Annotated in this window: 21 protein-coding genes and 1 riboswitch; of the genes, 9 read left to right on the forward strand and 12 right to left on the reverse strand. The window is 67.3% G+C overall.

What is annotated here, in order from left to right:
• Positions 1–11: 11 nt before the first annotated feature.
• From NWF34_RS15470 to NWF34_RS15495, 6 genes are all read left to right on the forward strand, one after another.
• On the forward strand, positions 12–620 hold the full coding sequence (locus NWF34_RS15470) for a GNAT family N-acetyltransferase (protein WP_258325429.1): 609 nt from the start codon (positions 12–14) through the stop codon (positions 618–620).
• A gap of 4 nt (positions 621–624) precedes the next feature.
• Positions 625–2,424 (forward strand): IucA/IucC family siderophore biosynthesis protein, encoded by a 1,800-nt coding sequence (locus tag NWF34_RS15475; RefSeq protein ID WP_258325430.1) that lies wholly within the window; start codon positions 625–627, stop codon positions 2,422–2,424.
• Entirely contained in the window at positions 2,421–4,775 is a 2,355-nt protein-coding gene (locus tag NWF34_RS15480; protein WP_258325431.1) for a penicillin acylase family protein, read from the forward strand. The genes NWF34_RS15475 and NWF34_RS15480 overlap by 4 nt, the downstream gene beginning before the upstream one ends.
• Positions 4,763–6,205 carry a condensation domain-containing protein gene (locus NWF34_RS15485; protein ID WP_024500268.1) on the forward strand — a complete coding sequence of 481 codons (1,443 nt, stop codon included), beginning with the start codon at positions 4,763–4,765 and terminating at the stop codon, positions 6,203–6,205. The genes NWF34_RS15480 and NWF34_RS15485 overlap by 13 nt, the downstream gene beginning before the upstream one ends.
• Positions 6,206–6,269: 64 nt before the next feature.
• Entirely contained in the window at positions 6,270–7,814 is a 1,545-nt protein-coding gene (locus NWF34_RS15490) for a pyridoxal-dependent decarboxylase (RefSeq protein WP_258325432.1), read from the forward strand.
• Complete coding sequence (locus tag NWF34_RS15495; protein WP_258325433.1) at positions 7,811–9,127, forward strand: lysine N(6)-hydroxylase/L-ornithine N(5)-oxygenase family protein; 1,317 nt, start codon at positions 7,811–7,813, stop codon at positions 9,125–9,127. Before NWF34_RS15490 ends, NWF34_RS15495 begins: the two co-directional genes overlap by 4 nt.
• Positions 9,128–9,416: 289 nt before the next feature.
• Here the strand turns inward: NWF34_RS15495 and NWF34_RS15500 are convergent, their stop codons facing one another.
• From NWF34_RS15500 to NWF34_RS15525, 6 genes are all read right to left on the reverse strand, one after another.
• Positions 9,417–10,388, reverse strand: coding sequence for an ABC transporter substrate-binding protein (locus tag NWF34_RS15500; protein ID WP_258325434.1), 972 nt, complete (start codon positions 10,386–10,388; stop codon positions 9,417–9,419).
• 43 nt (positions 10,389–10,431) lie between these two features.
• On the reverse strand, positions 10,432–11,244 hold the full coding sequence (locus tag NWF34_RS15505; protein WP_258325435.1) for a hypothetical protein: 813 nt from the start codon (positions 11,242–11,244) through the stop codon (positions 10,432–10,434).
• 135 nt (positions 11,245–11,379) lie between these two features.
• Positions 11,380–12,684: a wax ester/triacylglycerol synthase family O-acyltransferase gene (locus tag NWF34_RS15510; protein ID WP_258325436.1), complete on the reverse strand. Its 1,305-nt coding sequence runs from the start codon at positions 12,682–12,684 to the stop codon at positions 11,380–11,382.
• Positions 12,685–12,709: 25 nt separating this feature from the next.
• Positions 12,710–13,876: an acyl-CoA dehydrogenase family protein gene (locus NWF34_RS15515; RefSeq protein ID WP_258325437.1), complete on the reverse strand. Its 1,167-nt coding sequence runs from the start codon at positions 13,874–13,876 to the stop codon at positions 12,710–12,712.
• Positions 13,877–13,888: 12 nt separating this feature from the next.
• Positions 13,889–14,137, reverse strand: coding sequence for an acyl carrier protein (locus NWF34_RS15520; RefSeq protein WP_024500275.1), 249 nt, complete (start codon positions 14,135–14,137; stop codon positions 13,889–13,891).
• A gap of 49 nt (positions 14,138–14,186) precedes the next feature.
• Complete coding sequence (locus tag NWF34_RS15525; protein WP_258325438.1) at positions 14,187–15,530, reverse strand: salicylate synthase; 1,344 nt, start codon at positions 15,528–15,530, stop codon at positions 14,187–14,189.
• Between the two features lie 149 nt (positions 15,531–15,679).
• Between NWF34_RS15525 and NWF34_RS15530 the strand changes: the two genes are divergently transcribed.
• Positions 15,680–17,338, forward strand: a complete 1,659-nt coding sequence (locus tag NWF34_RS15530; protein ID WP_258325439.1) for a (2,3-dihydroxybenzoyl)adenylate synthase — start codon at positions 15,680–15,682, stop codon at positions 17,336–17,338.
• A 106-nt stretch (positions 17,339–17,444) separates the two neighbouring features.
• On the opposite strand, the gene NWF34_RS15535 is transcribed toward NWF34_RS15530, so the two are convergent.
• Entirely contained in the window at positions 17,445–17,792 is a 348-nt protein-coding gene (locus NWF34_RS15535) for a GNAT family N-acetyltransferase (protein WP_006435014.1), read from the reverse strand.
• 183 nt (positions 17,793–17,975) lie between these two features.
• Positions 17,976–18,090, forward strand: a riboswitch (TPP riboswitch).
• On the opposite strand from NWF34_RS15535, the gene thiC reads away from it, so the two are divergent.
• Both thiC and thiD read left to right on the forward strand, forming a co-directional pair.
• Positions 18,081–19,772, forward strand: a complete 1,692-nt coding sequence (gene thiC / locus NWF34_RS15540; RefSeq protein ID WP_024500277.1) for a phosphomethylpyrimidine synthase ThiC — start codon at positions 18,081–18,083, stop codon at positions 19,770–19,772. (Overlaps the previous riboswitch by 10 nt.)
• A gap of 77 nt (positions 19,773–19,849) precedes the next feature.
• Positions 19,850–20,650, forward strand: coding sequence for a bifunctional hydroxymethylpyrimidine kinase/phosphomethylpyrimidine kinase (thiD, locus tag NWF34_RS15545; RefSeq protein ID WP_258325457.1), 801 nt, complete (start codon positions 19,850–19,852; stop codon positions 20,648–20,650).
• A 36-nt stretch (positions 20,651–20,686) separates the two neighbouring features.
• On the opposite strand, the gene NWF34_RS15550 is transcribed toward thiD, so the two are convergent.
• From NWF34_RS15550 to NWF34_RS15570, 5 genes are read right to left on the reverse strand one after another with little or no spacing between them, the layout of a single operon-like run.
• Positions 20,687–22,363: an ABC transporter family substrate-binding protein gene (locus NWF34_RS15550; protein WP_375295677.1), complete on the reverse strand. Its 1,677-nt coding sequence runs from the start codon at positions 22,361–22,363 to the stop codon at positions 20,687–20,689.
• Entirely contained in the window at positions 22,336–24,411 is a 2,076-nt protein-coding gene (locus NWF34_RS15555; RefSeq protein ID WP_258325441.1) for an ABC transporter ATP-binding protein, read from the reverse strand. Before NWF34_RS15555 ends, NWF34_RS15550 begins: the two co-directional genes overlap by 28 nt.
• On the reverse strand, positions 24,408–25,406 hold the full coding sequence (locus tag NWF34_RS15560; protein ID WP_258325442.1) for an ABC transporter permease: 999 nt from the start codon (positions 25,404–25,406) through the stop codon (positions 24,408–24,410). Before NWF34_RS15560 ends, NWF34_RS15555 begins: the two co-directional genes overlap by 4 nt.
• Position 25,407: 1 nt before the next feature.
• Complete coding sequence (locus tag NWF34_RS15565) at positions 25,408–26,391, reverse strand: ABC transporter permease (protein WP_258325443.1); 984 nt, start codon at positions 26,389–26,391, stop codon at positions 25,408–25,410.
• Positions 26,392–26,439: 48 nt separating this feature from the next.
• Positions 26,440–26,829 carry an SHOCT domain-containing protein gene (locus NWF34_RS15570; RefSeq protein ID WP_024500283.1) on the reverse strand — a complete coding sequence of 130 codons (390 nt, stop codon included), beginning with the start codon at positions 26,827–26,829 and terminating at the stop codon, positions 26,440–26,442.
• Between the last annotated feature and the right edge of the window lie 120 nt (positions 26,830–26,949).

Below are 26,949 nucleotides of genomic sequence, written 5' to 3' on the forward strand. Positions count from 1 at the left end.
GCAAAGGCATCATGACCACTTCATCGGCACCCGCGTACGACCTGCACTCGGTCGATCTCGACGACCTGTCGCACGCCGTCACGGTCCACGGATGGCTCACCCATCCCAAGGCCAAGTACTGGGACATGCTGGAGAGCTCGGTCGCGGACGTGGAGAAGATGATCCGGGAGACCGCGGCAGCGACCGCCGGCACGCCCTACGGCATGCGCCTGGGCTACCACGACGGCCGACCGCAGTTCCTGTTCGAACTGTACGATCCGCAGACCAGCGAACTCGCCGACCCCGCAAGCGGTTACGTTCATGCCGAGGGCGACATCGGGATGCATCTGCTCGTCGCCCACGCCGAGCAGGCCCTGCCCGGCTTCACCGGCGCGGTGATGCTGCACATCATGCGGACGGTGATCCTCGAGGTCGGCGCCGCGCGTGTGGTCGTCGAACCGGACGTGCGCAACACCGCGGTCCACCGCCTCAACGCCAGCGTCGGATTCCAGGCCGACGGCGACTATCCGGTCGGCGACAAGATCGCTCATCTGAGCTACTGCACGCGCGACGACTTCCTCCGCGTCACCGCCGGCGGCACCAGCGTCGGCGCCGTCGAGGTGACGGACCTGGGAGCGTGATCCGTTGACCGTCGAACAGATCCGCCATACGCGAACCGCACTGCCGGGCACCGTGTCCCATCGGGAGACGTATCACCGCAGGATCGCCAGGAAGATCCTGGCGGAGTTCTCTCACGAACGCGCTCTGAGTCCCGTCGAGACCGGACCGGGCCACTACGTCGTCGTCTCCGCCGACGGCGACACCGAATACCGTTTCCGCGCCGAGGTCCTCGCGCTGGAGAACTGGGCGATCGAGGAGTCCTCGTTGCGTCGTGTGCGACGTGGCGAGGAACTACCCGTCGACGCCATCGCCCTGGTCGTCGACCTCGCACCGCTGCTCGGCATCGGCCCCCAGGCGCTGCCGGACTACCTCGAGGAATTCATCAACACCCTCGCCATCAGCGCCGACCGATCCGACGAACGGCGCGTCACGGCAACCGATCTCGCGTACGCCGACTTCCAGACCATCGAGAAGACGATGACCGAGGGCCATCCCTGCATCGTGGCGAACGCCGGGCGCCTCGGCTTCAGCGCCGAGGACATCGAGCGCTACGCACCCGAGGTCGGCAATCACTTCCGGCTCGTCTGGGTCGCTGCCCGCCGTGAGGACTGTGACGTGGCGACGGTCGGCGGCGTCGACTACGACGCCATGCTGGTCGAAGAACTCGGCGTCGACACACTGGCCGACTTCGACGCTGTCCTACGCGAATGCGGTTGTGAACCCGACGATTACCGCTATCTCCCGGTGCACCCGTGGCAGTGGACCGAGAAGGTCCGCAAGCTCTACTCCGCCGATCTCGCCGACCGGCGCATCGTGTTCGTGGGTGAGAGCCCCGACCTGTACCAGGCGCAGCAGTCGATCCGTACGGTCTTCAACTCGACCAGGCCCACCCGCCACTACGTCAAGGGCGCCCTGTCGATCGTGAACATGGGCTTCACCCGGGGCATGTCGGCGGATTACATGCGCACCACCCCGCTGATCAACAACTGGGTCCGCGGACTCGTGGCCGACGACCCGTACCTGGCCGCCATCGGATTCGAGATGATCTTCGAGGTCGCGGCCATCGGCTACCGCAGCCCCACCTTCACCCCGATCACCCAGCCGGGATCGGAGTACCGCAAGATCCTCTCGGCGCTGTGGCGCGAGAGTCCGGTCTCGCTCGTGCGCAGCGACGAACAGCTCGCCACCATGGCGGCGCTCCTGCACGTCGACCACCACGGCGACTCCCTTGTCGGTGCGTTCATCGCACGGTCGGGGATTCCCGCCGCCGAGTGGATTCGACGCTACCTCCGGACGTACCTCCATCCGATCGCCTACCTGCTGTACCGGTACGAGCTGAAGTTCTCCCCCCATGGCGAGAACCTGATCCTCGTCCTCGACAACGGGATCCCGGTCCGCGCGATCCTCAAGGACATCGGCGAGGAGGTCTCGGTCTTCGGCGATCCGGAGGGGTTCCCGGAGAACTGCGCTCGCGTGCTCACCGCCGAACCCGACGAGATCCGCAACCTCGGCGTGCTCTCGGACATCTTCGACGACTTCCTGCGCCCACTGGCGGGCATCCTCCACACCCACCGGCTCGTCACCGATGGGCAGTTCTGGGACCTGGTGGCCGAGAGCCTGCGCGAATTCGTCGCCGCCCATCCCGATCTCGACGACAAGTTCGCGAAATGGGATCTGTTCGCGCCACATTTCGGTGCGGTCCACATGAACGGCCTGCAGCTGCGCAACAACAAACGGATGGTCGACATCGAGGACTCCTACGCATCTCTCATCGACGCCGGCCATCTGCTTGCCAACCCCGTCGCCGATCGGGGGCCCCGATGACCACCACGACCCCGTCGGCCGAATCTCCCGTCGCGGAGATCCTGCGCGACGCCCACGGCATCCCGCACGTGCTGGCCGCCACTCCGGCCGGGGCACTTTACGGACAGGGCCGTGCCTGCGGTCAGGACCGCCGGTGGCAGATCGAGTTCATGCGGCTGCGCGCCGAGGGCCGCACCGCCGAGGTCTTCGGCGGGTCCTGCGTGGAGTGGGACACCTTCGCCCGGCGAGCACGCCTCGATGCGGCCGCCGAACGGATGTACCACGCTTCCTCGGAGCGCACCCGAAACCTGCTGCGCGCCTATGCCGACGGCGTGAACAGTACCCTGTCGGATGCCGATGGCGTTCCTCCGGCACCGGAACTCGCAGCGCTCGACCATCATCCGGAGCCCTGGCGGCCGTGGACCCCGATCTCGGTCTTCATCATGCATCACGTGCTGTTCGGCCGGTTCACCACGAAACTGTTCCGGCTCCACGCCTGCCGCACCACCGGACCGGATGCATTGCGGTTCTGGGCCTTCGAGGGCAGCGAGAACGACCCGACCGTGCCGAGGATTCCCGACGAGGCATTCCTTCGCGAGATCCTCGATCTCACCCGGCCCACGCCGGTCGCCGAATCCCCCGTCGGGGAAACCGTCGACCTGGGGGATCCGATGTCGGGCAGCAACGCGTGGGGTGTCTCCGCGGCCCGCAGTACCACCGGGTCGCCGATCGTCGCCGGCGACCCGCACCGATTCCTCGAACTGCCCGGCATCTACCAGCAGTTCCACCTCGCCTCGACCGACCCGGCACAGTCCTTCGACGTGGCCGGTTTCGCCTTCGCGGGCGTCGCCGGGATCCCGCACTTCGCTCAGGGCGAGGAGATCGCCTGGGGCATCACCAACGCGATGGCCGACTACCAGGACCTGTACGTCGAGCGACTCACCCGCGACGAGACGGGCACATTGCTCGTCGAGGTGCCCGGCGGAAACCGGGCGCCGGCCACCGTCCACACCGAGCAGATCGGCGTCCGCGACTCCGAACCCGTTGCGGTCGAGGTGATCACCACACACAATGGCGCCGTCGTATTCGGTGGTCCGGATGAGCCGTTCGCGATCAGCCTGCGTTCGCCGCTGCTCTCGACGGACGTCACCTTCGACGCCCCGCTCGACCTGCTGTTCGCCCGATCGATCGCCGACGTCGAAGCCGCGCTGTCGTCCTGGGTCGAGCCGGTGAACCGTGCCGTCGTCGCGCACGCCGACGGAACGACCGTCACCCACGTGGCCGGACGGGTACCCGTCCGGGCTCCGGAGAACTACTGGCTACCGGTTCCCGGCTGGGACGAGCGCTACCAGTGGCAGGGCTACGAACCGGGTTCACTGGGCGACCCCGATTTCGACGCGACCGTGGCCGACGGCGGTGTCAGCGTGACCGCGAATCAACGGATGTCCACGGTCCCTGCGCTGCAACCGATCACCACCGAGTGCGTGGAGGCGTTCCGCGCCGACCGCATCACCGCTCGTCTCGACGAACTCGACGCGGTCAGCGCGGACGACTGCGGGAACATCCACCGCGACATCCGCCTCGACCAGGCGGAGGTGGTCCAGCGACTCCTCACCCGGGTGGTGGGCAACACCCCTGCCGCCGAGGACATCCGACAACGCATCCTCGCCTGGGACCGCACCATGGGCGCCGACAGCAGCGACGCCTTCCTGTTCGCCGAATTCCGCAGTCAGCTGGTGCTCGGAGTCGCGCGCACCGACGTCCTCGCCCCGCTGCGGGGTCCGCACGGCTTCCCCGCGGTGTTCCAGCCGTGGTTCGTCCCGGAGCCGCGCCTCGCCACCGCCATCACCACGGTGATCACCAACTCCGCCGTGATCGGGATAGACATCGGCGAGGTCGCGCTCGACGCGCTCGACGCCGTCGTCACCCGCGTCGAGGCGATCGGGCACGTCCCGAGCTGGGGCAGCGTGCACGTGCTCGCCCCGATCCACGGTTTCGATCTCGTCGGCGCGTCACCGAGACATCCGGAGCTGTTCGCGGCGCTGCGACCCACTCCACTGCCCCTCGCCGGGGATTCGGAGTGTGTCTTCGCCAATGCGTCCGCGGTCGGCACCCACGTGTGCATCACCGGCTCCGCGGCCCGCTATGTCTGGGACCTCGCCGACCCGCGGGCGAGCCGCTGGGTGGTGCCGCTCGGCGTCAGCGGCGACCCGGATTCCGAGCACTTCCAGGACCAGGCCCCACTGTGGGCGGACGGCCGATTGATCCCGGTGGCCCGCGACTGGGATGTCCTGCGCGCGCAGGACCCCACCGTCATGTCCACCGTCACTTCGACCGCCACTCCGACCGAGGGAGAACCGTGCCCACATTGACCGAAGCGCGACTCACACTGCTCCGCCGGCGGATCGCGGAGTCCGGCGACTCCGCTGCGGGCGAGGCCCGCCCTGACCCGAGCGCAGAGACCCCGGATTCCTTCGGACAGTTCGGCATCGCCGAACGTCGAATGTGGAAGATCTACGAGCTCGATCCGGAATCGGTGTCACACAACATCGGTCTGGTCATCGACTTCGACGGCGATCGAACCGTCGAATCCGTGGTCGCCGCAGCGGAACTACTCGTCGAACGCTTCGAGGTTCTCAGTTCGATCGTCGAGGTCGAGGCCGGCGTACCCCACCGTGTGAGGGTCCGTCGAGAAGGACGTTGGGACGCAACCCGTTCGTTCTGGACCTGGGGTCTCGACGACGCCTCGGTCGGCTCGACGGAGAGCGACACCATGGCAACACGGTTGACCCGCACTCCATTCGACCTGTTCGCCGAGGTGCCGTTACGCCTGCATGTCTCGGGAGGTGACGGGCGGGTGACCATGATCCTGGTGGTTCACCACCTCGCGGTCGACGACACCTCGTGGCCTTTGCTGCTCGGCACGCTCGTGTCCGGCGAGTGGATCGGGGACGTGCACGCAGAGTCCCGGCCCGCGACCCCGGATGCCGCCACTGCGGCCGAGACCACCGACGCCGCGGTACGCCACGCTCTCGACACCTGGGCGGCCGATGATGTGCGCCACCCGCTCTCCGGCGAACTGCCCGCCGAGAGCGCCGCGGAGAGCTGGCTCTCCCCGATGGACGATCGGGAGGGCATCAAGGTGGCCGCCGCGGTCGCCGACGAATCGCTCGCCGCGTTCGACCGGGTCGCACAGATCGTCGGCGCTACACCCAACGCGATGCTCATCGGAGTGTGCTCGCTGGCCGCGTTCGCGCTGACCGGTTCACCCGACCATGTGCTCGTGGTCCCGGCCGACAACCGGCGCCGCACGCAGTCACCGCAGCGTATCGGCTACTGCGGCAACATCATCCCGATGCGTTTCCGCGTCGACCCGACCGCGACCGTCGAGCAGGCCCTACGCGATGCCGCCTCGGTGATCTACCGGGCGATGGAACACTCCGGCACCGACTTCGGCCCGATCCTCACCGCACTTCGTCAACGGGGCGGCCGGTTCCCGGTCATGGAGATCATGGCCTCGGTGCGTCCCGCGCCGCTGCGCGGCATCGCCCGGCCCGACGACCCTCCGGTCACCTGCCGTTCGGTGTTCAACGGAATCGCCAACTATCCGTTGTCGATCGCCTTCGAGACCGACGACCACGCCACCCACGTCGAGGTCGATCACCAGCCCGGAATCGTTCCCGACCACGTCGCCACGCGCGCCACCGGCGTGTTGACCGCACTCGTCGACCTCATCCCGTCCGCTCTGGGCTCGACGGTCGCCGAACTACTCGCGGATCTCGAGAGACGGGTCCCGGCGTGACGGACCGACACGCGCACGACCGAGCGCATGACCACACCACCATCGAAAGTCCAGGGGGAACTCAGTGACCGAAGACCGCGTGTCCGCTTGGGGGGCTTCCCGTTTCGCCCGGCCGGGAACGGGTTGGGCGGACGTCGGCCGCGGTCTGGCCGAGGCGGCCGAGTCGGTCACGGCTCACCACCACGGCGCGCCACTGCCCGCCGGGGATCCGGTGTCGGTGCTCGCCGCGGTCACCGCATCCCTGGGTGGCCCCGGAATCCCCGATTCCGGGATCGGCGAGTCCGAGGCCCTGTCACGACTCGCGCGCCTGGTGGCCGAGTACGGTCTCGACCTCACCCATCCGCTGACCGCAGCTCATCTGCAGCCGGCACCTCTGTCCGTCGCGGTCGCCGCGGATGCACTCGCGAGCGCCACCAACGCCTCGCTGGACACCTATGACTCGGGACCCGCAACGCTCGCCCTGGAGACCTGGACCGTTCGCTCACTCGCCCGCATGGCGGGATTCGGCGAGCAGGCCGGTGGAGTCTTCAGCCCGGGCGGATCGATCTCGAACCTGCTGGCCCTCATGATCGCCCGCGATCACACCGCCGCACGCCGTGGCATCGACGTCCGGCACGACGGCGTGGGTGCACTGCGTCGACCCGTCGTGTTCTGCTCTCGCGTCGCCCACTTCTCCGTGCACCGCGCCTGCGCCGCACTGGGTCTCGGCGAGTCCGCAGTCATCCCGGTCGAGGTCGACTCCCATCACCGGATGGTCCCGGAAGCACTCGAGAGCGCGATTCGGCAGGCCGGCGATGTCACCCCGCTCGCGATCGTGGCGACGGCCGGCACCACCGACTTCGGCACCGTGGACCCGCTGCCCGAGATCGCCGACATCGCCGAGCGTCACGAGATCTGGCTGCACGTCGACGCCGCCTACGGATTCGGCACGCTGTTCTCCGATCGTCTGTCCGGACTGCTCACCGGCGTCGACCGGGCGGACTCGGTCACCCTCGACCTGCACAAGGTCGGCTGGCAGCCGGCCGCCGCCAGCCTCATGCTGCTCTCTGATGCCAACCGGTTCGTGTCGCTGAACCGTTCGGTCGCCTATCTCAACCCCGACGACGACGTCGAGGCCGGTTACAGCGGCCTGCTCGGTCAGACCCTGCAGACCACCCGCCGGCCCGACGTGCTCAAGGTCGCGGCCACGCTGATGGCCTACGGACGCCGCGAACTCGGCGGGATGCTCGAGCGGTGCAACGACCTCGCGGTGTACGCCGAACAACGGGTGGCCACGGAGTTGCAGCTCGAACTGATCGCACCGGTCACGCTGACCACCATCGTCTTCCGCTATCGCTGCGCCGACCTCGACGCGGTCAACGGCGAATTGCGGCGTCGCCTCATCGCCGATGGCAAGGCGCTCATCGGGCGCACCCAGGTACGGGTGCCCGGCGAGGACGAACCCCGGACCTGCCTGAAACTGACGCTTCTGAACCCGGAGACCTCGGAGAGCGACATCGACGACCTGTTCGACGAACTTCTGCGTCTCGCAATCGAAGTGGAATCCGAGAACACCTCGGTGTCCAGCGACCAGGCCCACAGTGAAGAAATGGTGAGGGTGTCGGAATGACCCGAGTTGAGAATGTAGATGTACTGGCGGTCGGCTGCGGCCCGTTCAATCTGGGGCTCGCCGCGCTGGCGTCGACCGTCGAGGGCCTCGACGTGCTCGTCGTGGACACCCGCGACGAGTTCCGGTGGCATCCGGGACTGATGTTCGACGAGGCCCGACTGCAGGTGGGTTTCCTGTCGGACCTGGTGACCCTGGTCGATCCGACGCACCCACTGTCGTTCCTGAACTACATGGCCGACACCGACCGGATGTACCGGTTCCTCGTGCGGGAGAACTTCTACCCCACCCGCATCGAGTACGAGGCCTACCTGCTCTGGTGCATCAAGCGGCTCGACTCCCTGCGTTGGGGCACCACCGTCACCGAGGCCACCTGGGATGACGAGGCCGACGCCTTCCGCGTCTCGATCGTCTCCGGCGGCACGGCGTCCACCGTGACCGCCCGTCACATCGTCGTCGGTGTCGGCACCGAACCCTTTGTGCCGGAATCATTGTCGTCGGAGTCCCGGGCTGTCGTCCACAGTTCGGATTACCTGTACCACCAGGACCGGGCGCATGCCGCCGACTCGGTGACCGTCATCGGTTCGGGACAGTCAGGCGCAGAGATCGTCATCGACCTGCTGGAGGCGAATCTCCGTGGCGGCCCCTCCGTGCGCTGGTGGACCCGTACCCCCTGGTTCGCGCCGCTGGACTTCACCAAGCTCTCCCTGGAGATGACCACCCCGGCGTACATGGACTACTTCCACAGCCTTCCGGAAGCGGCTCGCGACCGAATCCGCCCGCAACACTGGCAGTTCCACAAGGGCGTATCCACCGACACGCTCGAGCGGGTGCACGAACTGCTGTACCAGCGCCAGCTGCGCGAGAAGCTCAACCCCGTCCAGCTGCGCATCTCGACCGAGGTCGAGGGCATCGACACCCTCGCCGACGGCACACTGAAGGTCCGGGGACGCCACCTGGACACCGGAACCCGGCTCGCCCACACCACCGACATGGTCATCGCTTGCACGGGCTATCGGGCCCGTGAGGCGGACTTTCTGGCCCCCATCGAGTCGCAGCTCCACCGGGATTCCCGGGGCCGTCTCGTCATCGGCGCGAATCACGAGGTCGAGACCGAACCCGCCCTGATCAACCGGGTTTTCGTGGCCAACGCCGAGGAGCACGCCATCGGCGTCTCGGCGCCCAACCTCGACATCGGCGCGGTCCGCAACGCCCGAATCCTCAACGCCGTCATGGGCCGCGAGGTGTACCGGCTGCCGAAGGACACCGCTTTCACCAGCTTCGGCATCGACGACTCCGACGACATCGTCGGGTAGGACTTCATCGAGTGGCCACGGCCCGACCCGCGATGCGGGTCGGGCCGTTCTTTCGTTGCGGGGACGGCGGTTCGAGGGAGTACGATCCCTCGCTACGCTCACCCAGATTGACGGCGCGCGACATCGATCCGACTGGACGACATCAGCCGAGGTCGCACAGCCGGAGCCGTGTCGCATGCGACGTCATTCCGCACTCGCTCAACCGATTCGACGAGCCACCCCCTCGCTCCCTGAGGTGCGAGGAGCGCAAGCGACGAGCCTCGAAGGGAGCATTCCAGGCGTTGGGAGATCAGCTCGTCGCGGCCGCGAAGCTCGGCTTGAGCAGGTCCAGCACGTACGGCACCGAATTCGGCGATGGCGCGTTGAGACCGGTGATCTGCGACTGCGACATGAAGGTGACCGCGTTGTTCTTCACGGCCTTCAGATTCTTGTAACCCGGGAGCTTGCGGAGGGTTTCGGCCTGCTCCGGCGTCGCGGTGGCGACGACGAGGACGTCGGCGTCGAGCATCGGGATGTTCTCGGTGCTGAGGCCGAAGCGGGGATTGCGGGTGCGCTGGTACTCGGCGACCAGCTTCGGCGCCATCTCCATCTTCAGTTCGCTGAAGAGCTTCGCCGCACCGTCGTTCGGGTCACCGAGTACCGACAGCTGGTCGTTTCCGTACATGAAGGCCAGCGCGTAGGTCTTGCCGGCGAGACCGGGGAACCCCTTGCCGACGGCGGTGACCTTCGCGTTGGTGTCGTCGATGATCTCGGTCGCCTTGTCCGGTTGGTGCAAGACGGTGCCCATGACCGTCACCATGTCCTGCCAGGGGTCGATCTCCTGGCCGCTGATGGAGTTGACCGTCGGCGCGAGCTTCGCGATCTGTTCGAATTCCGGGCTGTTCGAGGCGAAGCCGGGTGCGAAGATCAGATCCGGGTCGAGCTTGGCGATGGTCGTGGCGTCATCGCCCTTGGTCGGGTCGATGAACGTCGAGTCGGCGAGCTTCTGGCCGTACCACGGCTGCAGTTCTCCCGTCGCCGACTTGGAGTAGTCGTAGTAGCCGACCGGGGTGACACCGAACGAGAGCGCCACGTCGGTCCACTGGTCGCCCAGGGTCACGATCCGCTTCGGCGTCTCCGGGATGGTCACCGACCGACCGTCGGGCAGGTTCAGTTGCACCGACCCACCGGCCGAGTCGTCGGAACTCGAACAGCCGGCCAGCAGGCCCGCGAACATGAGCACACCCGTGATGAGCGCGCCGAAACGAAGTCGTGAGGTCACGTCAGATCTCCAGAACAGTAGGTGTCGACGAACGGTGAGGGTCTCAGAGCGAGCAGGGCAGCAGGACGAAGCTGGCGATGAGGCAGACGCTGCTGTTCGACAGCTTCCACTTGTCACCGCTCCACACCCAGGTCATCGCGCGGTTCTGGCTGCCCCGTCCGACGACGCTGATCTGCAGGGGGGCGGTCATCTTGTTACCGCTGATCTGCACCGGACCGACCATCTGGTAGCTGAGGCCGACATTTCCGTAGGTGGTGATCGCCTGGGCGACCGCGTCGATCTGGCGCAGGGCACGCTCGCCGCCCTGGAGTTCGGCGGCGCGAGCGGCACGGTTGCCGCGAGAGTTCATGACGATCTTGACCTTGGTGTTGAGCTGGCCGGGTGTCAGCGCCGTCGGGGCCGCGGCGGCCTGCTGCTGCGAGGGCGCGGCAGACGTGCCCGGCGCGGGAGCCGGTGCGGGCGCGGCGGCGTCGGGGCCCGCACCGACCGTGCCACCGCTCTCGGGCACGTTCTCCGTCGCAGCGGGTGCGGGTGCTGCCGCCGGGGCGGGCTGCCCGGGCGCGGCGGCCGGCTGCTGGGTGGCGGCCGGACCCACCAGGCCCTGCTGTTGGGGTGCCTGTGCAGAGCCCAGGTTCACGACGGTCGGCTGCGCCGCCGACGCGGTGTCGTTGCGTTCGCTGACCACGATGCCGACCACGCCGATGGTGACGACGATCGCCGAGATCACCGCCGCGACACCCGCCGATGCCAGCACCGTCGGAATGCTGACCCCGCCCGAGCGCTTCTCCGAACCGGCTTCCGGCTCGTGGGTGTCACCCACGTATCCCGGGCCCTGGTAGCCGACGTCGTTCTGCATGGTGTTCTCCGTGTTTTCTTGGGTATGGCGTGTTCACTCGTGTGGCGTGGCCGCGCGCTCGATGGGCGTCACCACGTACTGCATCGTTCCCGATTTCCACCGAGATTGCTAGGCAAGCCTAAGCTATCTTCGGGGTCACTCGGGCGGTAGGGCCTCGTTCAGCACCTGGTCGAATGTCGTCACGAACTTCTCCGCGTAGCCGGGCAGTGCCTCTGCATCGGTGACGATGCCGAAACTCGTCGTGGTGCCGAGGATGAGGACCGTCACCGAGAAGGAGTAGCCGGCCAGCGGCGACAGCGGGGTGAGGCTCACGATCGACTTGCCCAGCACCGAACGCACCCTCGAGAAGCCGGGGTTGATGCCGATGTGGATGTCCGGGTGCATGTGCGCCATCGAGGCGTTCACGATCGCCCGCTGCAGGCCCCAGAGCGGCGCGCGCGGGAGGTCGTCCGCCGCTGCGAGATACAGCTCGGGCCGCCGCTGCGCGATCGTGGCCAGCTCACCACGAGCCCGTTCGATCTGCTGCGACAGGTCGGTCTCGTTGCCGGGCAGGTTGAGCAGCGCCACGGACACAGCGTTGCCGGTGTGCCGGAACTCCTCGTCGAGGGTCACCGGAAGCGTCACGCGGAGGACCTCGGCCTGCGGCGACGCCGGCGGGTCGACGCTGAGGGTCCGGCCGATGGCCCCGAGGACGAACTCGTGCACGCTGGAACCGTTGGCCTTGGCCGCTTTACGAAGCGCGCGGGTCGACGTGCTGAACAGCGCATGTTCACGACGCCCCGACTTCGTCAGGCTCGGCCAGGCGCGCTTCTTGCCACCACCGGCGGCGTGCTGATCGTTGAACGCCGCCTTGGCCTCGCCCAGCTCCTCCGGGTCGATACCGCTGATGTGGAACCGGGGACTCGTGGCGAACCGCTCGAACTCGGCGAGGTCCTCGCGCTCACCGTCGGCGAGCAACGCCGCGAAGGCCGCACCGGCGATGCCGTCGGAGATGCTGTGATGCACGCGGAGCAATACCCACTGACCCACGCCCTCGCCGCCGGCAGAGGGCGTGAACAGCGTGATGTCCCAGAACGGACGCGGACGCGGCAGCGGCGTCTCCAGGAGCGTGGAGACACGACGCTGCAGGTGCTCGCGATCGGTGAAGCCGAGTTCCGAGACGTGTTCGCCCGCATCCCAGTTCTCGTCGGCGAGCACCACCTCGGGCTTACGCCACCGGCCGTTCTTGACACCCAGCCGGAAGATCTCGAACAGCCGCCCCCGTTCACGGACCCGGGCACGGATCTCGTCGATGCCGAGAAGCGTTCCCCCCGTGTCGAGTTCGAGGATCATCGACCAGTGCATGGGCCGGCTGTCGGTGTCCATGTGCAGGTAGGTGTGGTCCGGGGGTGCGAGCTCGGTGACGCGAGCGTCGGCCGGGGTAGTGACTGTGCTGTTCATCGATGACCGCCTGGATGAAGGACGCTCAGGGCGCCTGGGTGAGAGAACCGGAGAAGTGCTGCTGGTAACGCTCGGTGTCGGGTTTCATGGCCGCGGCGACCAGTTCCCAGAGCACCTCGTCGGTACCGCCACCGACGCGCGCGAGTTTCATGTCGCGCCACCAGCGTCCGATCGGGGTCTCGGTCTCGAGGTAACCGATACCGCCGAAGATGTGCAGGCATTCCGAGGCAACCTCTTCGCCCAGGTTCGCCGCGGTCGCCTTGAGCGCCGCCGCGGTCCGGAGGTTGATCCTGCCCCCGGCGGCGACGCCGTCGAGCGAGTAGCTCAGCACATCCACGCGGGCCTGCAGGTCCGCGAGGCGCAGGCGGAGCGCCTGATGGTCGTAGAGCTTCTTGCCGAACTGGGTGCGCTCCATCATGCGGGCGAGCGTCACGCCGAGCATCACCTCACAGGCGGCCGCGATCTGCGCGGCGACCGAAAAGCGTTCGTGTGCAAGGCCCCAGCTGATGATCGCCAGACCCGTGCCAGGGCGGGCGATCAGCGCCTCCTCGGGGATCCACGTGTCGATGGTCACCGGCGCGGTGTCGAGGGGCCCGGCACCCAGCTTCTCGTAGGGCGCGCCGACGCGGACCTTGTCGATCGGCACCGCGGCCAGCGCGACGTTGCCACCGGTGTCGGAGCCGTCCTCGGTGCCGCGGCACACGACGAACATGTAGTCGGCGATGGGCGAGAGGGAGACGAACTTCTTGGCTCCGACGACCCGGTATCCCCCGCCCTCGGCGAAGATCCGCGTCTCCGAGTTCTGCAGATCCGACCCGCCCTGCTCCTCGGAGGCGCCGATGCACAGGATTGCGTCGGTGGTCATCGCCCGGTGCGCGAGATCTTTCAGGAAGTCGTTGCGGCCGAAGCGTCGGAGGATGGCGATCGCCGAATCGTGCAGGCTGACACCGACGCCGATCGCGGCCGAACCGAGCGATCCGAGACGACGGCCCAGTGCGAAGTGGTCATGCAGGTCGGTGAGTCTGCGATCCTCCCACTTGCGGGTGAAAACCCCGGCCTCGCCGAGATGTTCGAGCAACGGACGGGGAAATCGATGATCCCTCTCGGCCTGCGCCGTCCACGCGGTGACCTTCTCGTCGAACGCGTCGTCGAGCAACTCTTCGAACGTCTGCACTCCGGTGTCCACACTCATCCCCCACACTCCCTAGGCCGGTGTTCCGGCCTTCGAGCGGACCAGGTCTTCGAGATCTCCGACCGTCGTGGATTCGACGAGTTCACGTTCGGTGAGCTTCACGCCGAGACGCTCCTCGATCGCCACGACACCGATGGCGAATGCCACCGAGTCGAGCCCCAGGTCGTCGATCAGCCTCGACTCGCGGGTGACGTCGCCGAGCGCGAGGTCGAGGTCCTCGGCGAGGATTCCTTGTAGCGCTTCGGTGATGTTGTCGGACATGTGATCACTCCTGAGGTGACGATGGTGGTGGGTCGGACGTTACGGATGGTCAGCGTGGGATGACGTAGGGGGCGACGCTGCCCAATTTCTCACAGGTCTCCTCGAACTCGCGCTCAGGTGTCGACTGCGCGACGATGCCGGCACCGGCGCGCAGCCACGCTTTGCCCCCGGTCGCGAAGACGGTGCGCAGCGCGAGGGTCGCCTCGAGCTCCCCCGACGACGACGCGACGAGTATCGCACCGGAATACGGGCCGCGACGCCGGGACTCGAGCCGGTCGATGGCCTCGACGGCCGGGGTCTTCGGAACTCCCGAAGCGGTGATCGATGGGAAAACGACTTCGAGTGCGCGCCAAGGTGTTTCACCGTCAGCGAGAGTGCCCTTCACGGTGGAGGCCAGGTGCTGGACGCTGCCCCGCTCACGCACCTCCATGAACTCGCTCACCGCAGTCGTGCTCGCGGCCGAGATCGACGCGATCTCGTCGAAGCAGGCACGAACCGACATCGCGTGCTCGGCGACCTCTTTGGCGTCACCCAGAAGCTCGGCGCGGGCGGCGGCATCACGCTCGGTCGAGATTCCGAAAGCCCTCGTACCCGCGAGAGGTTCGGTCACCACCGTCCGGTCGCCGTGCACCGCGACCACGAGCTCGGGACTGAATCCGGCGGCCGCGAGATCACCGAGCGACAGCAGATACGAACGCGCCGGGGTGTTGTCCGCGCGACCCCGCGCGTAGGTGGCGGGGATGTCGACCGGGAACGGGATGTCGACGACGCGGGAGAGGATGACCTTCTGATAGCGCCCGGCGGCGATCTCGGCGACGGCGGTGGCGACGCGATTGCGGTAGTCCTCCGAGTCGACTCGCACATCGACCGGGCGCGACTCGCCGGGAGGGCTTGCCGTGAGGGCGATCTCGAGGAGACGACGTGCTCGTTCGGAATCGGCGGTGCCGGTGTCCACGCCATCCGCGTCGACGAAGGCCTCGAACTCGGGGACGATCAGATGGGCGAGGACCGTGTCGTCGGGAACACGGTCGAGGATGCCGTGGTACGGCGCGCAGAAGTCGAAACCGACCCAGCCGTAGAGACGCCAGTCGGCGATCGACAGGGATTCCGTCGCCGCGGCGAGAGCATCAGCCGGGTCGCCGTGCCACGCAGTGGTCGTCCGGCGCCCCCGGTCGTCGACGATGACCTCGCCGCGCGTGACGACCACACGCGCACGGACGCCCGCGGCGAAGGTCCAGCGACGGTTGCGCTCATAGACGACGTGGTCGCCGAACTCGCCCGAGCCCGCCCAGGCCGCCGAGATCTCGGCGGCGGCGGAGTCGCTGACCGGCGTCGCCGGCCCGGGCCCCGCAGCGTCGAGCGTCGGGGTTCGCGAATCGGTCGTCAGCGACATGTCCTTGTCCTCCGGTCGTGGGCGGCAGCGCCAGTGATCTTAGAGATATTAGGACAGCCTAAGCAAACAACTCTACGATCGATGGCGTGGCTCACATCAGCGACCGATCGGTAAGGTTACCCTATCCTGCCTGTGTTTGAATGGGTCCCATGCAGACGCATCTGGACCGAGTGACCGACCTGCTCGACGGTTTCACCCCGTACGCCGACGTCCAGGCCGAGCGCTACCGGGACGCCGGACTGTTCCGCGGCCTCCCGCTGTTCGCGAGCTTCGACGCCAGTGCCGATCGCATCCCCGAGGCGCCGGCCGTCACCGATGCGTCGACCGACGGACCGCGGACGCTCAGCTACTCCGACCTGCGTGCCGCCTCGCTGCGTCGTGCGGCAGGTTTCGTCGAAGCCGGACTCCGGCCCGGACAACGCGTCGTCCTGCAGCAGAACAACTCCCTCGACTTCGTCGTGAACCTGTTCGGTCTGCTCCGCGCGGGCATCGCCCCGGTGATGACCCTGCCCGCCCACCGGATCACCGAGATCGCCCACCTCGCGGCCGGCGCCGGGGCCGTCGCCTACATCGGCGAGGACGGACGGCGCGGCTTCGACTTCCGGGATCTCGCCACCGAGCTGCAATCCCGCGTCCCGGACGTCGAGCACGTCTTCATCTCCGGCGATCCCGGTCCGTTCAGGGCCGCACCGGATACGGACCCCGCGGCGGTCGACCTCCCGTCCCCGCCGGATCCCGGTCTCCCGGCGCTGTTCCTGGTCTCGGGCGGCACCACCGGTCTGCCCAAACTGATCGCGCGCACCCACGACGACTACGACCTCAATGCGCGACTGTCGAGCGACGTCGCGAACCTGACGGCCGACGACACGTACCTGGTCGCGCTGCCCGCGGCCCACAACTTCCCCCTGTGCTGCCCGGGCATCCTCGGCGTCCTCGGCGTCGGCGGCCACGTCGTCTTCACCGACAACCCCAGCCCCGACCACACCTTCGACCTCATCGAACGCCACCGCGTCACGGTGACCGCGCTGGTCCCCGCCCTCGCGCAGCTGTGGTGCGCGGCGACCGAGTGGGAACCCGCGGACATCAGCTCCCTGCGACTCCTCCAGGTCGGCGGCGCCAAGCTGGCCCACCCCGACGCCGTCGCGCTCGACGAGGCGCTCGGCGACGTGGTCCAGCAGGTGTTCGGCATGGCCGAGGGGCTCATCTGCTACACCCGGCCGGACGAACCGCGCGATCTCGTCCACGAGGTGCAGGGTTCACCGATGTCCGAGTTCGACGAGGTGCGCGTCGTCGACGAGCAGGGCGCCGACGTTCCCGACGGCGAAGAGGGCGAACTGCTGGTGCGCGGCCCGTACACGATCCGCGGGTACTACCGGGCCGACGCCCACAACGAGAAGTCCTTCACCCCCGACGGCTTCTACCGATCGGGGGACAAGGTGACCCGACTGCCCTCCGGACACCTGTCGGTGACCGGCCGCATCAAGGACACCGTCGTCCGGGCCGGCGAGAACGTCGCTGCCGACGACGTCGAGGAGAACCTGCTCGCACACCCGTCGGTGCGACAGGTCGCGGTGGTCGGACTGCCCGACGATGCGCTCGGTGAGAAGATCTGCGCCGCGGTCGTGCTCTCCCACGACCATCCGCCGGCCCAGCCGCTCGAACTGGCCACGCTCCGCACGTTCCTCGCCGACCGCGGCCTCGCGTCGTTCAAGCTCCCCGACGTGGTCCGCATCGTGCGGTCCCTGCCCGTCACCGCCGTCGGCAAGATCGACAAGAAGGTCCTGCGTACGACGCTGCTGGCGGGATGAGCCGGTTGAGCCGCCCGTCCCGCTGGTTGAGCCGCCCTTCCCGCTGGTTGAGCCGCCCTTCCCGCTGGTTGAGCCGCCCTTCCCGCTGGTTGAGCCTGTCGAAACCTCACACGGGCGCGAGCTCCACGATTCCCGGGTGATGGTCGAGGTAGTCCTTGGTGAACGAACACACCGGCCGGATCCGCGCGTTGTGTTCACGGGCGAAATGGATGACCGTCCGGGTGAGACGCGTCGCAAGCCCGTGGCCGGTGTACTCGTCGTAGAGCACGGTGTGCAGAACGGTGATGGTCGTCTGGCCGTCGACGGTCTCCATCGAATAGCCGAGTACGCCGACGAGATCGCCCGCAACCCAGAGTTCGAACCGTTCGCGGTCGGGATTGTGCACCACCTGAGCGATCTGCTGCAGGATGGACCTCGCCGATTGCGGCGGTCGATGCCGGTTCTTGCGTAGCACCTACACCTCCTCATGTCGTCACCGTCTGCGGGTCACCGGCATCACGCCACTTCTTGACGTTCGGCCCCCTGTGACTAGGGTCACACCCTACCTTACGGATCCGTAACTGCTGAGAAAGGGTCTCGATCTGCCTGGCATCGGGTGGCTGCTCCGCGGACGTTGTATGGTGGCGAGCGCAACACAACTACACACCGCGGGGGCTCTCACGATGACCGAGGGCTGAGATGGCGACGGGCGGTCGCCGACCGCTCGAACCTGTCCGGGTAATGCCGGCGTAGGGAGACCATCATGGGCACACGTGTATCCACCACACCCACCACTGCAACCTTCGAAGACGGCGGACTGACCACGGGACCGATCGAGGGCAGTTCCAAGCACTACCTCGCCGTCGATCATCTCCGCGTACCGCAGCGTCGGATCCACCTCACCAACGGCGAACACCTCGACGTCTACGACACCTCGGGTCCGTACACGGACACCGAAACCGAGATCGATGTGGAGCGCGGACTGCCGAAGACCCGCGACTCGTGGCACCGCCCGGAACCGATCGACGGCGCGAGCACCCAGCTCGCGTGGGCACGAGCGGGGATCATCACCGACGAGATGCGGTTCATCGCCGCGCGTGAGGGCGTCGACGCCGAACTCGTCCGCTCCGAGGTGGCCATCGGTCGCGCGGTGATCCCGGCCAACCATCGTCACCCCGAATCGGAGCCGATGATCATCGGCAAGCGGTTCGCGGTGAAAATCAATGCGAACATCGGGAATTCGGCGGTGCGCAGCTCGATCGCCGACGAGGTCGAGAAGATGGTGTGGGCCACGCGTTGGGGCGCCGACACGATCATGGACCTCTCGACCGGCGCCGACATCCACACCACGCGCGAGTGGATCCTGCGCAACTCCCCCGTACCGGTCGGCACCGTGCCCATCTATCAGGCACTCGAGAAGGTGAACGGCGATCCGGTCGCCTTGACGTGGGAGATCTACCGCGACACCGTGATCGAGCAGGCAGAGCAGGGCGTCGACTACATGACGGTGCACGCCGGGGTCCTGCTCCGCTACGTGCCGCTGACCGCCCGGCGGGTCACCGGAATCGTCTCCCGAGGCGGTTCGATCATGGCCGCCTGGTGTCTGGCTCACCACGAGGAGTCGTTCCTGTACACGCACTTCGACGAACTGTGCGAGATCTTCCGCCGCTACGACATCACCTTCTCCCTCGGCGACGGACTACGGCCGGGGTCGATCGCGGACGCCAACGACGAAGCCCAGTTCGCCGAACTGCGCACCCTCGGCGAACTCACCACCATCGCCAAATCCCATGGCGTGCAGGTGATGATCGAGGGACCCGGACACATCCCGATGCACAAGATCGCCGAGAACGTGCGCCTGGAGGAAGAACTCTGCGAAGAGGCACCCTTCTACACACTGGGTCCCCTGGCCACCGACATCGCACCCGCCTACGACCACATCACCTCCGCGATCGGTGCGGCGATGATCGCCCAGGCGGGAACGGCGATGCTCTGTTACGTGACGCCCAAGGAGCATCTCGGGCTGCCCGACCGCGACGACGTGAAGGTCGGCGTCATCACGTACAAGATCGCGGCCCACTCCGCAGACCTCGCGAAGGGGCATCCCCGGGCACAGGAACGTGACGACGCATTGAGCAAGGCGCGCTTCGAGTTCCGCTGGATCGACCAGTTCAACCTCGCCCTCGACCCGGACACCGCCCGCGAGTACCACGACGAGACCCTGCCGGCCGAACCCGCGAAGACAGCTCACTTCTGCTCGATGTGTGGTCCCAAGTTCTGCTCGATGCGGATCTCCGCCGACGTGCGCGCCTACGCGGAGGAGAACAACCTGGTGACCGCCGAGGACATCGACCGCAAGATCGCCGAGGGCATGGCCGCGAAGTCGGCCGAGTTCGCCGAGGGCGGCAACCGCGTGTACCTGCCCCTCGAGGCCAGTCGAGGCGGTTCCGCGTGACCGGCCAGCCACCGCAAGGCCACGGGTACCTCGAATTGCTGCCCGTCGCGGCGCCGGGTGAGACGCCGGTCCGCGTGATGACCATCGCCGGATCGGATTCCGGTGGCGGCGCCGGCATCCAGGCCGACATGCGCACCTTCGCGCTGCTCGGCCTGCACGGTTGCGTCGCGGTGACCGCGGTGACCGTGCAGAATTCACTGGGCGTCAGCGGCTTTCAGGAGATCGCACCGGAGACCGTGGCCGCCCAGATCCGCACGGTCGCCGACGACATCGGGATCGGCGCCGCCAAGACCGGCATGCTGGCGTCGGCGCCGATCATCGACGCGGTCGTCGCCCAGTGCACAGACAGCGGTATCGGTCGCGACACGTCGACACCGCTCGTCGTCGACCCGGTATGTGCTTCGATGCACGGGAACCAGCTACTCGCGGATTCCGCCCTGGACACTCTGCGCGACAAGCTGTTCCCTCTCGCGACGGTGGTGACCCCGAACCTCGACGAGGTCCGGCTCATCACCGGGGTCGACGTCGTCGACACCGATTCCCAGCGTGATGCGGCAAAAGCATTGTTCGATCTCGGGCCCGCCTGGGCCCTGGTCAAGGGTGGACACCTGCGCTCCAGCGACCACTCCCCCGACCTGCTCTACGACGGTGCGGAGTTCATCGAGCTCAACCACGAGCGCATCGACACGACCCACGACCACGGGGCCGGCGACACCCTCGCCGCCGCGATCACCTGCGCTCTGGCACACGGGTACTCGGTGCCCGACGCCGTCGCGTTCGCGAAGGAGTGGGTCACCCGCGGACTCGCCGCAGCTTATCCGCTCGGCGCCGGCCACGGCCCGGTGAACCCGCTGTGGCGGGTGGGCCCCAACCGCTGAAGCGTCGCCCGCCACCGTCGAGGTCGATGGGCGACCCTACTTCTCCCAGCCGATGTCCTCGATCGGACCGACGTAGAACTGCCCCGCACCGTAATTGGCGAGATCTTCTTTCACCGCGACCATCGCCGGACCGTTGAAGAGCGGGAGGTTCGAGTACTGGGCGAATGCCTCGCGCTCGACCTTGTTCCCGGCCGCGATCTGGGCCATCGGGTCGCCGATCCGTGTCATCGCCCTGATCTGTGCATCGAGTTGGGGAGTGCCGGCCCCCGCGGGGTTGAACTGCGAGTCGCTGCACCACACCTGGCAGAAGTAGGCCATGCCGAACGGATCGCTCGAGGAGAAGCCCATCATGAACAGGTCGAACTCCTTGTTCACCACGACGGCGGAGAAGTCCGACGAGGGACGTTGTTGCACCACGAGATCGACGCCGACCTTGCCCAGGATCGCCTGGAGCGCCCGTGACAGGTTGGCGCCGGTTGCGTCGTCGCCGACGTTGGGCAACACCAGCGACAGCCGTTTGCCGTTCTTCTCGCGGATGCCGTTCCCGCCCTCACGCCACCCGGCTTCCTCCAGCAGCGCCGCCGCCTTGCCCGGGTCGTAGGACACCACCCCCGCGAGGTTGTCCTCATACCCCGGCTGGAAGGGGTACAGCGACAGCGAACCGGGGAGTTCCTCGGTGTAGTTCAAACCGGTGAACCGGATGCGCGCCAGGGTCTGCCGGTCGATCGCGGCGAACACCGCCTCTCGGACGACGCGGTCGGACAATATCGGCGCATCGAGATTCAGTACGAGCAGCGCCTGCTGCGGCGACGCAGCGGTCCGGATGTCGATGCCGTTCATCGTGAGCACCCGCGCACGCGCGTCCTTGGCCGCCACGCCGGTCGCGTCGATCTCGCCGTTCTGGAAAGCATTGAGCGCCGCCTGCGACTCCATCTGCCGGAAGATCCGCCGGTCGAGTTTTCCGGGCCTCCCCCACCACTTCGGATTGCGTTCGAAGACGACGGTCCCGTTGTCGGCGTCATACGACGAGACCGTGTACGGTCCTGCACCCCATTCCGGATGCGGTTGCCGCACATAGCCTTCGTTGTACACCTCGGGCGAGGTGGCCTTCGGATGGAGCACGACGTTGAACAAGCCGTCGGGCCAGGCGTAGACACCGTCGAAGCGCACGATGACCTCGCGGTCGTCGACACCGCGGGTGACCGAGGCGATCTGGCTGTACCCGTCGGTGGAACTGACGATGTAGCGGTCGTCGACACCCCGACTGGTGCGCCACGTCTCGACGAAGGCGCGATAATCGATCGGCGTGCCGTCGTTGAAGAACGCCTTCGGGTTGATCGTGTAGGTGACCACCGTGTTCCGGCCGACGGTCTCGGTACGGACTCCGGTGAGGTAGTCGGGGTTCGGCGAGTACCGTCCGTCGGGCGAGAAGTAGGCCAGTACCGGGTTGTACCAGCGCCACAGACTCAACGTGTAGGCGCTGGCATCTGCGTGGAAGGTGTTCCACTGGGGCGACACCTCGGTGATGGCCGTCGTGAGGCTGCCGCCGTCCTCGAGGTTCTCCCGGGGTTGCGGATTGAGCGAGGCACCCTCGGTCTTCACCGCACCGCTGTCGACCGCTGCGCCGCAACCGGTCACGCAGGCGATGGTTAGGAGCACCGCGGTGATGAACCGCCACCAGCGCCTCACTGCTCCACCTCCAGGAAGTGGCATGCCGCTCGGTGGTCGCCGCGAACAACACCTTCGTGGTCCGCCGGCCGTAGCCGGGGAACGACGGTGCGGCACCGCTCGCGACGTTCGTCGTCGAGCTGCGCGTGCAACGGACAACGACTCGTGAAGCTGCACCCGACGATCTCGTCTGTCGCGCTCGGTTGTTCGCCGGTCAGGACGATCCGCCGCCGTTCGCGTTCGACGCGCGGGTCGGGAATCGGCACCGCCGACAGCAGCGCTCGGGTGTAGGGATGGGCGGGTTCGGCGAAGACCGCCTCGGTGGGTCCGGCCTCCACGATCGCCCCCAGGTACATCACCGCGGTGCGGTCGGCGAGATGTCGCACCACGGAGAGATCGTGTGCGACAACCAGATAGGCGACATCACCGTCGGCCTGCAGTCGCCGGATCAGATTGACGACGTCCGCCTGCACCGAGACGTCGAGTGCCGACAGCGGTTCGTCGAGGATGATCAGGTCGGGGTCGGTGGCCAGTGCCCGCGCGATGGCGATCCGTTGTCTCTGACCGCCGGAGAAGGCGGCGGGGAAACGGTCGGCGTGGACCGGGTCGAGCCCGACCCGCCGCATCAGGCGCGTCACCTTCTCCTCCGCCTCCGCCTTCGGGATTCCCAGTGCCCGAAGCGGTTCGGCGATGAGGTCGAAGGCGGTGAACCTCGGGTCGAGCGCGTCCGACGGATCCTGGAAGACGATCGACGCGCGCTGCCGCAGTGCGCGCGCCTCCCGCGCGCGGACCGCCGCCGGATCCACCCCGCCGATCCGCACGACACCCTTCGGCTGCGCGAAGTCCATGATCTCCAGCAGGGTCGTCGACTTGCCACTACCCGATTCCCCGACGAGTGCCATCGACTCGCCGCGTCGGATGTCGAAGCTGATGCCGTTGACCGCCCGCACCGATCCCACTCGCCGCTTGAGGAAACCGCTGGTCAGCGGGAAGACCTTCGTCATGTCCACCACGTCGAGGACGGTCGGCCGCTCGACCCGCTCGATTGCGGCCACCGATGTCACCGGCACGTCGGGCAGCGGGAACACCGGCTCACCGTCGATCCGGCCGTCGGCATCGATCTCCCGCGCGCGGACGCAGGCCACCCGGTGGTCGCCGCTCAGCTCCTCCAGGGCCGGCTCGGTCCGACCGCAGTCGTCGAGCGCGACGGGACACCGTGGCATGAACTGACATCGGTCCTGTACGTCGATGAGGACCGGTGGCGACCCCGGGATCGGGATCAACGCGTCGGTCCGCCGGTCCACGCGCGGCACGGCCCCCAGCAACCCGATGGTGTACGGCATGCGCGGCCCGCCGAAGAGCGTGTCGACGTCTGCGGTCTCCACCGACCGGCCGGCATACATGACCACGACGTCGTCGGCATGGCCCGCGACGACGCCGAGATCGTGCGTGATCAACAGCATCGCGGCACCGGTCTCCCGGCGCGCGGTGGCGAGCACGTCGAGGATCTGGGCCTGGATGGTCACGTCCAGGGCGGTGGTCGGTTCGTCGGCGATGATCACCGACGGGTCGTTGGCGATCGCCATCGCGATCATCACGCGCTGACGCATCCCGCCGGACAACTCGTGCGGAAAAGCCTTCGCGCGGCGTCCCGGATCAGCGATGCCGACCAGCTCGAGCAGCTCGACCGACCGCGCCCAGGCCGCCTTGGCGGTCACCGACTGGTGCGCCCGCAGCGCCTCGGAGATCTGCGCACCCACGGTGAACACCGGGGTCAGCGACGACAACGGGTCCTGGAAGACCATCGCGATCTCCGAACCCCGAACTGCCGACATCTGCTTGTCCGACAACCCGATCAGCTCCCGGTCCCGCAGGACGACCGATCCGCTGACGTGCGCGGAGTCCGGCAGCAGTCCCAGAACCGCCAGTGCCGACACCGATTTCCCCGATCCCGATTCGCCGACGATGGCCGTGGTCCGGCCGGGTCGCAGGTCGAGGTCGAGACCGCGGACGGCGTCGACGATCCCGGCCTCGCTGCCGAAATCCACTCTCAGGTCACGGACCGTCAGCACCGCGTCGGACCGGCTCGTCATCGGCGGGTACCTCCACTCGACGTCGGGTCGAAGGCGTCGCGCAGACCGTCGGCGATGAGCGCCATCGACACCGTCAGGAGCGCCAGCACGGCGGCGGGGAACCAGAACAGCCACGGTGACGCGGCGAGGGTCCCGGCACCCGCCTGCAGGAGCGAGCCCAGGGTGACGTCGGGGATCTTGACCCCGAATCCGAGGAACGACAGACCCGTCTCGGCGAGCACGGCCGCCACCACGCCGAGTGCGAAGTTGATCACCAGCAACGACGCGATGTTGGGCAGGATGTGCCGCAGGATGATCGCCGGCGGGGACACCCCCAGATACTTTGCCGCGGTGACGTAGTCGCGCTCCCGGACGGTCACCGCCAGCGAGTGGATCACGCGCGCGAGCATCATCCAGCCGAATGCGATGAGCACGACGATCAGCCACCGCCAGTCGCCACCGGTGCTGTTCGAGACCAGGGCGAGGATGAGGAACGTGGGCACCACGAGCAGCAGGTAGACGACACCCAGGATGATGCGCTGTACCCAACCGCCGAAATAGGCCGCGATCCCGCCGAGGAACGCGGCGATCGCGGTCGTCCCGATCGACACGGTCAGCGCGATCGTCAGCGAGCGCTGGAGTCCGTGCACCACTTGCGCATACAGGTCGTTGCCGGCGTCGTTGGTGCCGAACCAGTGGGCGCCCTCTGCTCCTTGCGTCGACGGCGGGAAGCCGATGGCCAGGAAATCGGTGTCGGTGTAGGTGTAGGCGGTGAACAGCCCGCCGAACACGGCGAAGAAGACGAGCAGGACGAACATGACCAGGCCCAGCACCGCGGAACGGTTGCGCGCGTATCGCTTGGCGAAGATCACGACCCGGCCGGCACGACGCCTCGCCAGCGGCGCCGACGCGGTGTCCGACTCGTCGAGGAGACCGCCGGTCTCGCCCATGATCGGGGCGGTGGCATCGAGGTGCCCGGACTGCGGTCCGCGCGGTTCGGGTGGCATCATCGCCATCTCAGCTCACCCGCACTCTCGGATCGAGATAGACGACGGCGAGGTCGGCGAGGATCGCACCGACCGCGGTCGCCAGCGCACCGAATGCGGCGACCGCGACGACACCGTGGATGTCGTTGGTGTTGATCGAGGTGACGAAGTACCGGCCCATCCCCTCCCAGCCGAAGATGGTCTCGGTGAGGACCGCGCCGGTGAACACCGCCGGGATCGCGAAGGCGATACCGACGGCCACCGGGATGATGGCCGTGCGCAACGCATGTCGTCGAACCGCCACGCCGCGGGTGAGTCCCTTGGCACGTGCGGTTCGTACGTAGTCGGCGTTGATGGTGTCGAGCACCATCGACCTCTGCAGGAGATGCAGTCCCGCGTACTGGATCACGACCAGGGTGATGGTCGGCAGGATGAGGTGTTGAATGCGATCCAGCAGCACCGGGAAGAACCCCTCGACACCCACGCTGGACGCCCCGGAGACGAACACGACGCTGTGGCCGAGGGATTGGTTGAGTGAGATGGCGGCCAGCACGATCCCCAGGCCGACAACGGGAACCGGCAGGTTGATCATCGCGATCGAGATGAACTGCCAGGCACGGTCGGCGAGCTTGTACTGCCGGAGGGCGGTGTAGACGCCCAGGGCTATGCCGAGAAGGGTGGAGACGATGGTGGCGGCGGCCAGGAGCTGCACCGAGGAGACCAGGCGGAATCCGATCTCGGCGTTGACGCTCTCGCCCACGGGAGTCGACCCCCAATCCCAGTGCAGCACCACGCCCGTCAGCCAGTTCCACCAACGTTCGACCAGCGGGGTCTTGTCGTTGAGGTTGTGGGAGGACAGCGTGGCGTCGACGACGCTCTCCGGCAACGGAGGTCGCCGGATCGCGTAGTTGGATCGGGGGTCGAGAAACCAAGTGGCCAGGAAGTAGGTCAGATTGGTTGCGATGAAGACGAGGACAGCCCAGGCCGCGATGCGTTTACACAGGTATCCGATCACCGCGGCTCCAGGTCGTCGTCAGGCCGGTTTCACCGACCGCATGGTGACTCAGGCAGCTCCGCCGAGTGCCTTCGACTTGAGGTGTTCGAACTCCTGCGGGGTGATGGCACCGGAGTCCAGGAGAGCCTTCGCCTCGGTGATCTGCTGGGTCGGAGAGGTTCCCGCAACCGACTTGATGTACTCGTCGGAGGCCTGCTTGGCCTCCGTGTAGGCCTCGCGCTGACGCTCGGCCATGCCCTTGCCCTTCGCGAGCAGGTACACGATGGCCGTGATGTACGGGAAGATGATCAGGAAGACCACCCAGGCGGCCTTCTGCCAGCCCGATGCCTTCTTGTCACGGAACAGATCGGTGATGATGTGCCACAGGACGATCAGGTACGCGACGAACGCGAAGATGACGACTGTGTACCAGATGAAATCCCAGAATGAGTCCCACATTGAAGGTCTCCCGTTTCTAGAAGAAAAGGACCATGCCGAATGGTCCCCGACGAATAGAAGCATGTCACAGCCATGCCCTCGGCATCGTGCTGTCAGGCCAAAGTGGCCGTGAGAAGTAGT

It is taken from the genome of Gordonia sp. GONU (genome assembly GCF_024733855.1).
GTDB classification, from domain to species: Bacteria; Actinomycetota; Actinomycetes; order Mycobacteriales; family Mycobacteriaceae; genus Gordonia; species Gordonia amicalis.